This is a genomic window from Flectobacillus sp. (assembly GCF_049240685.1).
Taxonomy (GTDB): Bacteria; Bacteroidota; Bacteroidia; order Cytophagales; family Spirosomataceae; genus Flectobacillus.
The window spans coordinates 1-14,027 of record NZ_JBMLSD010000467.1 but is presented as its reverse complement, the minus strand read 5'-3'; the positions used below and the strand labels follow the sequence as shown (position 1 = coordinate 14,027).

Below are 14,027 nucleotides of genomic sequence, written 5' to 3'. Positions count from 1 at the left end.
CTTAATTAGTTTGTTGATGGTATAAGGTGAGCCCTGCAATTGGTGTTTCGGCAATAATTCCTACAGTACATGCTTTGCTATTAGCCACTTGACGGAGGATATCCGAATAATAAAAGGCTACCGAGCCTGTAAAGTGTATTTTACATTGATGAATAGCTGGATACTTGAGCAGATATTTTTCAAAAAATGCCGTAAAAGCCTCAAATACTAAACGATAAATAAAAGGATGTTGTCGATTGTCGAATAAGAATTTTGAAAATGAAGCAAAGTAGCGATTCGGAAAAGGCTTGTGATAGGCGTTGTCCAAAATCTCAAGGCGATCTTTGGCTCCGTACCGCTTTTCAAATTTTTCTCTGAGTTCGGTAGGGAGTTCTTTGTGTAAATAAGACAAAACCAATTGCTTGCCTAAATATCCACCGCTACCTTCGTCGCCTAACCAAAATCCTAGTGGGGGAATCTGATGCGCGATTTGTTCGCCATCATAAAAACAAGAATTTGAACCTGTACCCAATATACACACAATCCCTGTGTGATGCCCAGCAAGTGCTCTGGCAGCGCCAAGCATGTCGTTATGTACATAAGCTTTGGGGCATTCTCGAAATACCGAATTAAACGCATCTATTAATACTTGAGATTTTTCGAGATTGGTAATTCCAGTTCCGTAATAATAAATTTCAGTTATGGGTTCATTAATTTTAGGTAAAAGATGCAGTTTTAGTTCATCTGCAATAGATGCACTATCTTGATAATATGGATTGAATCCAATAGTTTTGACTTGTTGAATGCTGGCGTCCGAACCAATCAAGCGCCAGTCGGTTTTGCTAGAACCACTATCTGCAATTAAAATCATAGTTTTTAGTTTATTTTGAAGGAAAAAATATTTCCATACAACCTTTTATAGAAAAAAACAGTCATATTGATTAAAAACTAAACAAGTTGACCAACAACGGTAAACTTCTCAAAAACGGAGTCATTGTGAGGTGCATCGCTCAATTCGGGCGTTAAATCCTGACCAGCCCAGTGCTCATAATGTTTCCCATTTTTCCAAAGACGAGATTTTCCAACATCATAAATGAGACCTTTATAAGCAATCCAAATTTCTTCACGGTCTTGGCCGTTGCGTAGTGCGAGTTGGGATTTGGTGAAGTTTGGTAACATAGCGAGTTGTTTATCGAAGAATATTGGTTGCAAAATTTCATTATCTCTTTGTTGAATTCAACTAATTTTATCTATTTTTATCAAAAAAAATAAAAATTTACAATGGTTATGAAAAAAATATTGACCCTATTGCCTTTAATCGTATTAATCGCTGGAGCACTTTGGGGGTGTGGAGGCAAAAATGCTGAACCTACTGTTGAAGAAAAATTGACACGTGTCTGGACCGCAAAAATTGTAAAAGAGGGTTCGGATATTGTTTATGACAAAAGTGCCACTAGCAACAAAACTCCTGGGTATGCAAATTACAAATTGGACCTTACTAGTAAAACAGCTGCCAAATTAACCGAAAAAGATGGTACTACTTTTACAGGAACATGGTCTATCTCAACCGACAATACTACATTAACGATTTCGAACTTGACGAGTTCATCGGGTGCACCAACAGGAACAAACGGTACTTTGGCGTATAAAATTATTGGAACTCCAACGACTACTGCAGTAACAATTGAAACAGCAACGTCTTATATCAAGGCGAGTAATACCATCGCTAATTATCAATTGACCAATCCTTAAATCAAACGTAATATCTATTTTGAAGCCGTTCGACTAAGTCGAGCGGCTTTTTTGATATAGTACAAAATTGTTCGGCACTAAAAGACTGATTAACTTTGTAGTATGGAAACAAGAACTGAATTGAGTGCCATTGGCGAATTTGGATTGATTAAAAGAATCGCCGAAAAATTTCCGCTAGTATTGTCTAGCTCTATCAAAGGTATTGGTGATGACGCTGCTGTCGTAGATACAGAGGGTAAAAAGCTATTGATTTCGACGGACTTATTGATGGAGGGGGTACATTTTGACTTGGCTTACACGCCATTACGTCATTTAGGTTATAAGGCTGTGGCAGTAAATGTATCGGATATAGCTGCTATGAATGGTATCCCAAAACAGATTACCGTAAGCTTGGGCTTGAGTAATCGTTTTTCGGTAGAGGCCATAGATGAACTTTATGAAGGAATAAAAATTGCCTGCGAAGAATATAATATTGACTTGATTGGTGGCGATACCTCAGCATCAAGAGGTGGACTAGCAATTTCGATTACTGTCCTTGGCACGGCTGATGTACATCAAATCGTTTATCGCAGCAATGCAAAAGCTGGAGATATCATTTGCGTAACAGGTGATTTAGGGGCGGCTTTTATGGGCTTGCAGGTATTAGAAAGAGAAAAACAGGTATTCTTGGCTAATCCAGATATGCAACCTGAGCTAAGCGATAAAGATTATGTGGTAGAACGTCAATTAAAACCTACTGCTCGTATGGATGTGATTCATGAGCTCAGAGCCTTAGACCTTATTCCAACGGCCATGATTGATGTATCGGATGGGCTGGCTGCAGAATTGCTTCATATCTGTAAAAATTCGGGTATTGGTGGGGTGATTTTTGAAGATAAAATGCCTATCGACGATCAAACGTATTTGACCGGAACAGAATTGAACTTTAGTCCAATGACAGCGGCACTGAATGGCGGTGAAGACTATGAGTTACTGTTTACGGTGAGTCAAGAAGATTATCCCAAAATCGAGCAGATCAGTGAGATTACTCCAATTGGTTACATCACTAACGAAGTAGAAGGCGCACATATCATGATGAAATCAGGAAGCTTGGTCAAGTTGACGGCTCCTGGTTACGAACATTTTTAATAATTTCAACGGACCCTTTGAATATCCAATCATTTCTAGCCATGTTATTGCAGATTAATGTTAGTGAATTAGGCTCTTTCTTAAAATATGGAGTAACAGGCTTGAGTGCAATTGCATTCATACTGTCGTATTTCTTGTTGTTTAGAGAAAGTAGTCGCCCCAAACCACGACCCGAAATTATCAAAACTATTCGCTTGTTTATGTGGGTTACTGTAATTCTTGGTGTGGTTTCGGGAGTGTCCTCTATCTTGAAGCCCGATACTTCGGAGGATACAATCGTGGTGTCTAAACCTAAAAAAACGAGTCCCAAGAAAGCCGTGGCGCATAACTCATTGACCTCATCGAGTGACGAATACACAATCGAGATTTTTTATGAAAGTCCTAAAAAAGCAGTAGCTCAAGATTTGGCGGATGTTCTGAAAGATAAAACCTCTTATGAGGTAAAGGTATCGGCATTGACAAGTACCAAGAAAAGCGCTTTAAAAATCTCAAGCTGTCAGATACGACATGAGTTACAAGAAGCCAAGGTAGCAGGAAAACTCAAGAGTATTGCCGAAAATGTATTGCAAGACGACGGTGTAGAGTTTAAGTTAAAACAAATAACTTCAAGCTCACCTAATTATGTAAGTATGTTTGTTTGTAGGTAAAAAGAAACATGAGTCATCCCGAATTTTAAGATTAGGGTTATTCTCCAAATTTTCATCAAAAAAGCGGTCGAAAAATATTTTTCAACCGCTTTTTTGATGCTACCATACTAGATTTTATTCAGCTTAAGGCACAATCATTGCGTCTCTACTATTAGAATACAAATTTTTACATAATCACTCATCCGCTCAATCACTAAATTAGAGATGACTCATGTTTATGGCAAATTATCTACATTTTACAAATACTGCGTAAATAATTTTTTCAAAGCAGATTCTTCCTGATATCCAATGGCGCGCATTTTTTGTGTACCATCTTTAAAGATTAAAAACGTAGGGATTTCATCGATATGATATTTTGTCATAATAGCACGGTTGGCATCTGCATCTACTTTTATAATCAATACTTTGCCTTTATATTCTTCGGTTAGCTTCTCAACGGCAGGCATCATTTTTACACAAGGACCACACCAAGGAGCGAAAAAATCCAAAATTACAACAGAATGTTGCGCCAAAAGTGCGTCAAGTTCAGCATCGGTGATGGCTTTATTATTAGAAACGGCTTTACTTCCTTCTATCGGTTTTAGTTTAGTAGTCCATTTCAAATAGCCACCTTGTAAGTCATAAACTTGGGTAAAACCATTTTTCTTGAAAGCCTCAGCGGCAGCAGCACTACGTCCTCCTGATAAGCAATAGACAAACACAGGCTTGGATTTGTCGAGAGTATTGATTTTTTCTTGAAAATCCGCACTTCGGTAATCAATGTTTTGGGCTTTTGGCAAATGACCGCCGCCATATTCGCCTGAAGTGCGTACATCAATTAATTGAGCTCCAGTAGATTCAGAATATTTTTTTTCAAAATCCTCTACAGGCAAAACTTGTGAATGGGAAATACTATAAAAACCCAAATAAACGATTGAAAATAATATGATTTTAGAAATAATATTTTTCATTTTTTTGTGCATTGACATTATTAGATTATGAAACAATTGGAAAAGTACAAGGAATCTTGAAAAAACACTTATTTTTGTGAGAAAATTATTCCTTTTTACTGGGTTGATAGAGGAAAATTTGACGAACTTACAGTCAAATTCATTAGAAAAGCATCTAAAGAATTATTTCCCCTAAATTCACAAGTTTTTAACCAAAAACAAAAATTACAAAAGATGAGTGCTATTCAGTATGTTCATGCTAGACAAATCTTGGATTCACGTGGTAATCCAACAGTAGAAGTAGATATCCGCACAGAAGCTGGTGCTTTTGGCCGTGCAGCTGTTCCATCAGGTGCGTCTACAGGTATTCACGAAGCTGTTGAATTACGCGATGACGATAAATCAGTTTATGTTGGAAAAGGTGTATTGAAAGCCGTAGAAAACGTAAACGAAGCTATTGCTGCAGAAATTCTAGGCATCGAAGTAACAGAGCAAAACCTTATCGACAAATTGATGATTGAACTCGACGGAACTGCTAACAAAGGCAAGTTGGGTGCAAACGCAATTTTGGGTGTTTCTTTGGCAGTAGCCAAAGCAGCAGCTCAAGAGTCTGGTTTATCTCTATATCGTTATGTGGGTGGTACAAACGCAAACACTTTGCCAGTACCAATGATGAACATCTTGAATGGTGGTTCACACGCTGATAACTCAATCGACTTCCAAGAGTTTATGGTAATGCCTGCAAAAGCTGAGTCTTTCTCTCACGCTTTGCGTATGGGTACTGAAGTTTTCCACGCTTTGAAAGGTGTATTGAAATCTAAGGGTTATTCTACAAACGTAGGTGACGAAGGTGGTTTTGCTCCAAACATCAAATCAAACGAGGAGGCTATCGAAATCGTATTGCAATCAATCGAAAAAGCTGGCTACAAACCAGGTGAAGAAATCTTCATCGCAATGGATGCTGCTTCTTCTGAATTTTATAACGAAGAAACTGGTCTTTACACATTCAAAAAGTCTGATGGTAAGCAATTGAACTCTATGGAGATGGCTGCTTACTGGCAAACTTGGGTAGAGAAATATCCAATTATCTCTATCGAAGATGGTATGGCTGAAGATGACTGGGCTGGTTGGGCTGAGCAAACTAGATTAATTGGTAGCAAATGCCAATTAGTAGGTGACGACTTATTTGTAACTAACGTAAAACGTTTGCAAATGGGTATCGAAAAAGGTGTAGCTAACGCTGTATTGGTAAAAGTAAACCAAATTGGTTCTTTGACTGAAACAATCGATACTATCAACTTGGCTAAACGTAATTCATACAAAAACATCATGTCGCACCGTTCTGGTGAAACTGAAGATGCTACAATTGCTGACTTGGCAGTAGCATTGAACACAGGTCAAATCAAAACTGGTTCGGCTTCTCGTTCTGACCGTATGGCTAAATACAACCAATTGCTTCGTATCGAGGAAGAATTAGGCGCTAACGCGTACTTCCCAGGTTTGAAATTCTAATTGGAATATCCCTATTTATCAAAAGACTAGCAAAGCAATTTGCTGGTCTTTTTTTTTAACCTTGTGCAATAGTTGCGTTCTAATCTGTTGAAGAGAAATGAAACTATCACGAAAGAGAACCGTTCGAGAATCTTAAATTCTAAGGTTTGGTTTACTGATAGCCAAATAAATATGATAATTTTACAGTTTCTAAAAATCTTTATAATCCTATGATACGTTTATTGTTCACAAAATACCGATTTTATACGCTGAGTTTAATTATTCTAACAATATGGATGTCTGTATTTGACGATAACGACATGATATCTCAGTATACTCGAAGTAGAGAACTTGGTCGATTGGAGGATGAAAAGGAGTATTATCAAGAAAAACTCAAAGAGGTACAACGAGAGCGTGAAGAAGTACTAGGTAATCCCAAACTGATTGAAAAATATGCTAGGGAAAAGTATTTAATGAAAAAAGCTCATGAAGAATTATACATATTGGTGGATGAGGATAACCAACCCCTAGAAAAATAAATACCCCCTTATTTTACCAAGATTGCAATACCCAAAAAATTATTACCCTTTTTTGAACTATATGATTAAAGTCCTGTTTGTTTGTACTGGAAATATTTGTCGTTCGCCGATTGCGGAGGAAACATTCAGACGTGCCGTAAAAAATAGAAATTTACAAAGAGTTATCCAATGTGATTCAGCAGCTACGCATAGCTATCATATTGGCGAATTGCCCGATCATCGTACTCGTAAAAATGCTAGTAGCCATGGAATCGAATTGCTGCACCGTTGTCGTAAATTGACAGGAGAAGACTTTTCTGTGTTTGATTATATCGTTGGTATGGATGATTACAACATGGACAATATCCAGTCTATTTCATACCGAGCTACGGGCTTGCACCAACCCGACGATATTTGTTTTATGTACCGTCGCTTCGACCCAGAGGTGGCTATTCCTAATAGAGATTTCCCCGTAAATCCTGATGACTATAAAATTCCGGAAGTTCCCGATCCCTATTATGGACAAAATGAAGATTTTGAAAATGTCTATCAAATTGTGAGCCGTTGTGCAGAGGAATTTTTAGATTTTTTGGTAAGAACACATGGTTTGCAATAAGCCAGTGTATAAAATGCCCCAAACAGTTAGTTATGGTGAAATATATCACAATTATTTGGATAGGTTTATGTATTGGCTCCAATACTTATGCGCAAGTTTGGAAAGACTCAGTAACGGTTTTTCGTGAAAAATACAAAAAAGCGTTTCTGGAAGAAGCCAATAGTCCACTCAAAGCCGACGATTTGCAATATCTCCAATTTTTCGAACCCGATTCTTCTTATCAAGTAGTAGGAAATTTTTCCAAAATAAGCGATGGCACTATCTTCAAGTTTCCTACTTCTAATGGAAAAATTAAGGAATATGTTAAATATGGAGAGGTGAGCTTTGAGATTCATGGCAAAGCTTTAAAACTGAATATTTACCGTAGTTTAGCGCTGATGCAAATACCTCGCTATAGAGATTATTTGTTTATTCCTGTAAAAGACCAAACATCAGGCAAAGAAACCTATGGCGCAGGACGATACTTAGATGCCAGCTCAAAGGATATTAAGGACGGAAAAATAGCCTTGGACTTCAATAAACTTTACAATCCCTATTGTGCTTTTAGTGAAGGATATAGCTGTCCGATTCCGCCCAAAGAAAATCATCTTCCTGTGAGAATAGAAGCAGGTGAAAAATTGTTTTTAAAAGAAAAGAGTAATAATCACTAATTCTAGTGAGCAATGATAGGGTACTAGGGCTTAAGCCGAAGACTATTTTCCCTAAAAAGGATTAACTTGCATAAAAATCCCTTTTGAAGGTCGTTTTTTAAAAAAAGCGACTTGAATAAATAATAATAACCAATTAACCAAAAAATTACGTGAACAAGAAGGTCGTATTAATGATTTTGGATGGCTGGGGTATCGGTACTAAGCCAGAGGTATCGGCGATTGAAGCCGCTAAAACGCCATTCATGGATTCTTTATATACAAAGTATCCACACTCAAAATTGGAAGCTTCAGGTTTGGCCGTAGGTTTGCCAGCAGGTCAGATGGGTAACTCAGAGGTAGGTCACATGAACTTGGGTGCAGGTCGTGTAGTTTACCAAAACTTAGTAAGAATTAACAAAGCCGTTGACGAAGGTACATTGGCTCAAGAGCCAGTTTTGGCAGAGGCTTTTGAATATGCAAAATCAAATGGTAAAAAAGTACACTTAATCGGTTTGGTATCAAACGGTGGTGTTCACTCTCATATCAATCACCTAAAGGCACTTTGTACTGCAGCCAACACAGCAGGGGTTGAAGAAGCTTATATTCACGCTTTCACAGATGGTCGTGATACTGACCCAAAATCGGGCGTAGCTTTCTTGACCGAATTGCAAGCGCATATTGCTACTACAGGTACAAAAATCGCATCGGTAACAGGACGTTATTATGCAATGGACCGCGACAACCGTTGGGAGCGTGTGAAGTTGGCGTATGATGCCATGGTAAAAGGTACAGGTGAAAAAGTAGCCGCCTCTGGCTTAATTGATGCGATTGCTGCGTCGTATGAGGCTGGTGTAACAGATGAGTTTATCAAGCCAATTATCATAGAAGAAAACGGCGCACCAGTGGCAACTATTGCTGAGGGAGACGTAGTGCTTTGCTTCAACTTCCGTACCGACCGTGGTCGTGAAATTACACAAGCCCTAACTCAACGTGATTTCCCTGAGCAAGATATGCAAAAACTATCTTTGTACTACTTGACAATGACCGAATACGATAAGTCATTTGAAGGAGTAAAAGTGGTATTTGACGATAGCAATATTCCAATGACTTTGGGTGAAGTATTGCAGAATGCAGGCAAAAAACAAATCCGTATGGCCGAGACAGAAAAGTATCCACACGTTACTTTCTTCTTCTCTGGCGGTCGCGAAGAGCCTTTCGTAGGACAAACTAATATCTTGCGTGCTTCTCCAAAAGTAGCAACGTATGATTTGGCTCCAGAGATGTCTGCTCCTGAATTACGTGACGCTTTGATTCCTGAATTGGAAAAAGAAGAAGTAGACTTCGTATGTTTGAACTTTGCAAACCCTGACATGGTAGGACATACTGGTGTTTTCTCTGCTGTAGTGAAAGCCGTAGAAACAGTAGACCAATGTGCGCAAGCAGTGGTAGAGGCTGGTTTGAAACACGGATATTCTTTTATCATCATTGCCGACCACGGTAATGCTGACTTTATGATTAACGAAGATGGTTCGCCAAACACAGCGCACTCAACCAACTTGGTGCCATGTATTTTGGTAGATAACGAATACAACAAACCAATCAAAGATGGTAAGTTGGGCGATATTGCTCCAACCATTTTGGAATTGATTGGCGTAGCACAGCCAAAAGAAATGACAGGTGTAAGCTTGTTGTAATTTTAGAAAAAAGCTTTGTAGAATCCCCGTGTAGATATGATTTACACGGGGATTTGTTGTTTATATGAAATCTATATCCTAATAAATATCTTCTTTTTATATAACCAATTTAAAATCAGCCAATAAATTAACAGCATCAACCCGCCATGAATTAAGGTCTGGTACGAATCTCCTAAAATACTGGCGTAATTTTCGCCTAGATGAATCTTCAGTGATTTTGAGATATAAACGCCTAATCCATCAGCAATACAATAGGCTGCAATGGAATTCATACCAATAACTTTCAGAAAATAGGCCTCGGTGGTTTGTTTAATATCAATCACCCAATAAAAAAATGCCAATAGCAAAAAGCACCAACCCCCACTAAATATTACCCAAGTAGGCGTCCAGATACGTTTTACATTTGGACATATTCCTAAGGCATCTAGTACGAGTCCTAAAACTAAACCCGATATTCCTAAGATTAAAAAACGCTTTAGTTTTTCTTGAGGAGAACTACTAGCCAACAGAATATTACCAGCCAATAATCCCAAAATCATGGTTCCTAGTGTAGGAATAAAACTTAAGGTAGAATAACCGCCTCCATTAAATAAGAATGGTTTTTCTCTTGGAAAAAGATTGAGAAACCAACGGTCAAAAGCCCAAGCTAAATTGGTGTTTTTGTTCCAATGTGCTGCAAATCCAGATAGATTATACTCCCAGTCTTTAGTAACACCTGCATCGGAGTAATTAAAGTTGGCATCGGGTAAAGGATAGAGTGCGAAGGCCAACCAATATCCTATTAGAATAGTAATGAGAGCAATTATTTGCACTTTTTGAGAACGAAAAGCGAGTAGAAATAAAAAGGTGTATCCCAAGCCAATTTGGCTTAGCGTATCTTCAAAAGTAAAATACGTTTGTGTTTTATATTGAGAACGTAAAAATATACCGAGCGCAATTAAGATAATTGAGCGTTTGATTGTATGCCAAAGTGCTTGATTAAAATAGCCTCCTTTACTGAGTCGGTTTGCTACCGAATATGGCAGTACCACACCAACAAGAAAGGAAAATGAAGGCTGAATCAAATCATGTAAAGCACAACCAACCCACTCGACGTGGTCTTGGTGATGCCCCAGAAAAGCCCAAAAAGAGCTATTAGGAAGCGCTTTTGAAACGTCGCCGAAATGTAGTACTTCAGCCATCATAAGGAGCATGACAAATCCACGATAAATGTCAGCGGAGGCAAGTCGATTTTGAGATATCATTTGTTTAGGGATTATCTCTCAATATACCTAAATGCCAAGATATTTCTGATAGGTAATATGCTGAACTGTAGAGGTTTTTTGATAAAATCATGGAGACAAGAAAACCATTTTATCTCATTCTTTGCTCGTGCTCGAATTATTACCTTAGAAGAAGGAACGACATAAAAGGCTTTTGTGTTAATTTTGTATCATGAAAAACATTCTAGCTAGTTTATTTTTAATGCTTTCTGTAATGGCTTGTAATCAGCAAGTAGAGCAAAGCAATCATAAATATTTTGACTTAAAAGGTACTTTCGAAACACAAATCAAAGAACTTTCAGGACGTAAGCCTTCTGTGCAAAAATCAGTAAAGGTTGGTACTACTGCCGATACACAAACAAAGGTGATTCAGGATTGGGAAAAAGAGTTGGACTTTTTTATTCAAGCAGATTTGAATAAGCCCGCTTTTTTGAATAGCTACCAAATTTTACAAAATGACTCTTTGGTGACCTATACCCTCAAGCCTACCGAAACTCAATTAGTGAAGCAAATAAAGTTGATTCTGAAAAATGGAAAGCTTCAGCAGGTATATGCATTGTTGTCGGACGAAAATTATTTATACAAAACCAGAAAGGAAATTAAAGCTGATTTTGAGCAAAATCAATTGAAACATTATGAAATTGATGGATTTCAGCAATTAGTTTTTGGTGAAAAAAAAGCCTACCAAATCAAAGCAACTATTCAGTAAAGTCCAATCTTCAATTATCATAGTATGTTACAAAAGTTTTGGCTTAAGCTAGCGTTGATTATATCGGTTCCATTGCTAGTTTTGAGTCTTATGGCTTATATGGTCGATTCGGGGCTACGAAAGTCCAACCATACCGTATTAGCCGATTGGAATGCGCTTTTTAATGCCAAAATCAATGCTGATTTGCTGGTATTAGGTTCTTCACGAGCAGCTTTTCATATTTCTCCTTATATCCTTGATAGCACCTTACACCTCAATTCTTATAATTTGGGTATGTCTGCATGGCGATTCGATATGCAGTGGACACGCTTTAAGCTGTATCTAGAACATAATAAAGCTCCCAAATATATTGTTCACAATGTAGACTTGTATGGCTTTGCAAAACGTAAAAACTTGGTAGACTATCAACAGTTTTTACCCTACCTCAACGAGCCACTTTTGCTCAACAACCTATCAGGCATAAAAGGAGAGTTTAGTGGTTTTCAGAAATACATGCCGATGTATAAGTATGCCAACGATTTGGATTTGGCATGGGAAGGTTTCAAGTGCTATGCTGGGTCTACAAATGTGGCACATACCGACAAATACAAAGGCTTTAAAGGAAATGATATTTTGTGGGATAATCAGTTTGAAAAGTTTAAGAAAAAATATCCTAAAGGCATCAATTATACCATCGAGAGCGATGTAAAGGCGAGTTTTGAAGAATATCTCCGTTTTTGTCAAAAGAAAGGAATAAAAGTTATTTTAGTATATGCCCCAGAATATTACGAAGTACAACCTTTTTATAAAAACAAAAAGGCGTTTAATACACTGTGTCAAAATGCTGTCAATAAATACGGATGTATTTTCTTAGATTACACCAACGATTCATTATGTTTTGAGAAGAAATGGTTTTATAATTCTCAACATCTCAATAAAAAAGGAGCGGAGGTTTTTTCCGCAAAGCTAGCAGAAGATTTAAAGAAGGTAGGTGTGGGAAGATAAGTTATTGGATTTGATTAAAAGATAGATTTTTATTAACTTAAAATAGTTTTAACGCATGTGTTGTATCTAATGGAGGAACAGGGTCATATAGAAATTCGTGTAGATAACGTTAGTCAAACTTTATCTCCAAAAGATGTTGATATTAATGATTTAAAAGTATTGATATCTGACATTGAAACCTTTTTATATCCTTCTCGCGACGAAAAAAAACTGCGTCCACATATCTTCTATGATATTCAATCAGGTTCAGCGAAACATCGTTTCTTTTTACCATTAACGGCAGTACTTCTATTTGATGCCTTGCTCAATGAAATTGCTAGGAGAAATACGATAGATTTTTTAGAGTATAGACGACAAGAGATTATAGATAGATTTCAGAAGAAAGCTTCTAAAGCTCAGTATATCATTGAATTTAAAAGCTCTCAAACTGAAAAACCTAGTTTGACGATTACTCCCCAAACAAACTTTGAAATGCTAGTTCCTCCTTATTATGAAAGTGAGTTTTACTTATATGGAGAAATCTATCAAGAAGGTGGTAAGAATCCCAATATACATATTGCTACACAAAAATATGGGAATCTCACCGTGTCGGCTACTAAAGAGCAAATAGCGGAGGGAGAAAAGAAAACCTATAAATTTTACGGTGTAAAAGTTCGGGGTAAGAAAAGGGTAGAAGATGGGAAATTGCTGGATTTAAAGCTGCTAGAGTTTATTAATTACAAACCTGTTTTTGATAAAGATTTACTTAATAAAGTAATAGCCAAAGCTTCTACAAACCTTAACAAAATTCAGAACCTCGATCAATGGATTGAAGATTTGAAGATTCTTGGATTATGAAAAATATCAATAGCGTATTACTTGATAACTCTTTTGTCACACGATTGCTTAAATCAAATGATGAATACCATGAGCATGTATTGGAGTATTATAAGTATTTCTTAGAGAATGGAATAATTATGTACTTGTCTACAATTGTGGTAAGTGAATATGCTGTAGCGGACAACCCCGATAATCTATTGTCTTTGAATACCTTTCAGGTACTTGAGTTTGATTATGGTGATGCCAAGATAGCAGGGGGATATTTTGCTGATCTAAAAGGTAATACAACGTTAAGAGAGATTGAAGAACGTAAGATAATTATCAATGATTTGAAGCTTTTTGCACAAATTCAAAATCGTGAGATTGACGCCTTCATTACAAAAGATAGAAAAGCTCTTTCTCGTATGATGGAGCCATTAAAAGAAAGTAAAAATCTACGATTCGAGTATCTGGATTTGACAATACCTGTAAGCCAAAGATTAGGGCTACTCTTTTAACTTCTTAAGTAATCGTGTAGAATTAGATGTGAGGCACAAGACAACAGGCACGCGGCACATAGTGTTAAATTGTTTTTTAGTAATGGTAGTTAGGTTTTGCCGATTACCCACAGCTGAAAGCCGAAAGCTCAAAAATTAAATTTTATATTGTGTGCCAACTTAATATTTTAAGCCAAAACAGAGCCAGAGATAACAGAGTTATATGAAAAAAGCGGTTGAAAATTATTTTTCGACCGCTTTTTTAGTGAAGTTTATAGAATCATCCTGGATTCAAAATTCGGGATAACTCATATTTTATAGATATTACTACTTTCTCTTCAAACAAGCCATATAAAAACCATCGTATCCATCCTCAGCAGGCGAGGTACGACGT

At 37.2% G+C, this 14,027-nt stretch carries 16 protein-coding genes; 12 read left to right on the top strand and 4 right to left on the bottom strand.

The window, feature by feature from the left end:
- Position 1 precedes the first annotated feature (1 nt).
- Together ACOVQ4_RS21660 and ACOVQ4_RS21655 are read right to left on the bottom strand one after the other, a co-directional pair.
- On the bottom strand, positions 2-850 hold the full coding sequence (locus ACOVQ4_RS21660) for an N-acetylglucosamine kinase (RefSeq protein WP_421822681.1): 849 nt from the start codon (positions 848-850) through the stop codon (positions 2-4).
- 77 nt (positions 851-927) lie between these two features.
- Positions 928-1,158: a cytochrome b5 domain-containing protein gene (locus ACOVQ4_RS21655; protein ID WP_421822680.1), complete on the bottom strand. Its 231-nt coding sequence runs from the start codon at positions 1,156-1,158 to the stop codon at positions 928-930.
- Between the two features lie 108 nt (positions 1,159-1,266).
- On the opposite strand from ACOVQ4_RS21655, the gene ACOVQ4_RS21650 reads away from it, so the two are divergent.
- The 3 genes from ACOVQ4_RS21650 (at position 1,267) to ACOVQ4_RS21640 (ending at position 3,506) form a co-directional block, all read left to right on the top strand.
- Complete coding sequence (locus tag ACOVQ4_RS21650; RefSeq protein ID WP_421822679.1) at positions 1,267-1,731, top strand: hypothetical protein; 465 nt, start codon at positions 1,267-1,269, stop codon at positions 1,729-1,731.
- A gap of 102 nt (positions 1,732-1,833) precedes the next feature.
- Complete coding sequence (thiL, locus tag ACOVQ4_RS21645) at positions 1,834-2,859, top strand: thiamine-phosphate kinase (protein ID WP_421822678.1); 1,026 nt, start codon at positions 1,834-1,836, stop codon at positions 2,857-2,859.
- Positions 2,860-2,900: 41 nt separating this feature from the next.
- A complete protein-coding gene (locus ACOVQ4_RS21640; RefSeq protein WP_421822677.1) occupies positions 2,901-3,506 on the top strand; it encodes a hypothetical protein in 606 nt (201 codons plus the stop codon).
- A gap of 236 nt (positions 3,507-3,742) precedes the next feature.
- Here ACOVQ4_RS21640 and ACOVQ4_RS21635 read toward each other — a convergent pair whose 3' ends face one another.
- The gene (locus ACOVQ4_RS21635) at positions 3,743-4,456 is read right to left on the bottom strand and encodes a thioredoxin domain-containing protein (RefSeq protein WP_421822676.1); all 714 of its coding nucleotides are present in this window, start codon (positions 4,454-4,456) and stop codon (positions 3,743-3,745) included.
- Between the two features lie 213 nt (positions 4,457-4,669).
- On the opposite strand from ACOVQ4_RS21635, the gene eno reads away from it, so the two are divergent.
- The 5 genes from eno (at position 4,670) to gpmI (ending at position 9,383) form a co-directional block, all read left to right on the top strand.
- Entirely contained in the window at positions 4,670-5,947 is a 1,278-nt protein-coding gene (gene eno / locus ACOVQ4_RS21630) for a phosphopyruvate hydratase (RefSeq protein WP_421822675.1), read from the top strand.
- Between the two features lie 209 nt (positions 5,948-6,156).
- Positions 6,157-6,465: an FtsB family cell division protein gene (locus ACOVQ4_RS21625; RefSeq protein WP_421822674.1), complete on the top strand. Its 309-nt coding sequence runs from the start codon at positions 6,157-6,159 to the stop codon at positions 6,463-6,465.
- Positions 6,466-6,526: 61 nt separating this feature from the next.
- Positions 6,527-7,060 carry a low molecular weight protein-tyrosine-phosphatase gene (locus ACOVQ4_RS21620; protein WP_421822673.1) on the top strand — a complete coding sequence of 178 codons (534 nt, stop codon included), beginning with the start codon at positions 6,527-6,529 and terminating at the stop codon, positions 7,058-7,060.
- Between the two features lie 32 nt (positions 7,061-7,092).
- Entirely contained in the window at positions 7,093-7,710 is a 618-nt protein-coding gene (locus ACOVQ4_RS21615) for a DUF1684 domain-containing protein (protein ID WP_421822672.1), read from the top strand.
- A 149-nt stretch (positions 7,711-7,859) separates the two neighbouring features.
- Positions 7,860-9,383 carry a 2,3-bisphosphoglycerate-independent phosphoglycerate mutase gene (gpmI, locus tag ACOVQ4_RS21610; protein WP_421822671.1) on the top strand — a complete coding sequence of 508 codons (1,524 nt, stop codon included), beginning with the start codon at positions 7,860-7,862 and terminating at the stop codon, positions 9,381-9,383.
- 71 nt (positions 9,384-9,454) lie between these two features.
- On the opposite strand, the gene ACOVQ4_RS21605 is transcribed toward gpmI, so the two are convergent.
- Positions 9,455-10,627: an acyltransferase family protein gene (locus ACOVQ4_RS21605; protein ID WP_421822670.1), complete on the bottom strand. Its 1,173-nt coding sequence runs from the start codon at positions 10,625-10,627 to the stop codon at positions 9,455-9,457.
- Positions 10,628-10,817: 190 nt separating this feature from the next.
- Here ACOVQ4_RS21605 and ACOVQ4_RS21600 point away from each other — a divergent pair, with 190 nt between their 5' ends.
- The 4 genes from ACOVQ4_RS21600 to ACOVQ4_RS21585 all read left to right on the top strand — a co-directional run bounded on the left by ACOVQ4_RS21600 (position 10,818) and on the right by ACOVQ4_RS21585 (position 13,654).
- Positions 10,818-11,354 (top strand): hypothetical protein, encoded by a 537-nt coding sequence (locus ACOVQ4_RS21600; RefSeq protein WP_421822669.1) that lies wholly within the window; start codon positions 10,818-10,820, stop codon positions 11,352-11,354.
- Between the two features lie 24 nt (positions 11,355-11,378).
- The gene (locus tag ACOVQ4_RS21595) at positions 11,379-12,338 is read left to right on the top strand and encodes a hypothetical protein (protein ID WP_421822668.1); all 960 of its coding nucleotides are present in this window, start codon (positions 11,379-11,381) and stop codon (positions 12,336-12,338) included.
- A gap of 69 nt (positions 12,339-12,407) precedes the next feature.
- Complete coding sequence (locus ACOVQ4_RS21590) at positions 12,408-13,175, top strand: hypothetical protein (RefSeq protein WP_421822667.1); 768 nt, start codon at positions 12,408-12,410, stop codon at positions 13,173-13,175.
- The gene (locus tag ACOVQ4_RS21585) at positions 13,172-13,654 is read left to right on the top strand and encodes a hypothetical protein (protein WP_421822666.1); all 483 of its coding nucleotides are present in this window, start codon (positions 13,172-13,174) and stop codon (positions 13,652-13,654) included. Before ACOVQ4_RS21590 ends, ACOVQ4_RS21585 begins: the two co-directional genes overlap by 4 nt.
- Positions 13,655-14,027: the final 373 nt, after the last annotated feature.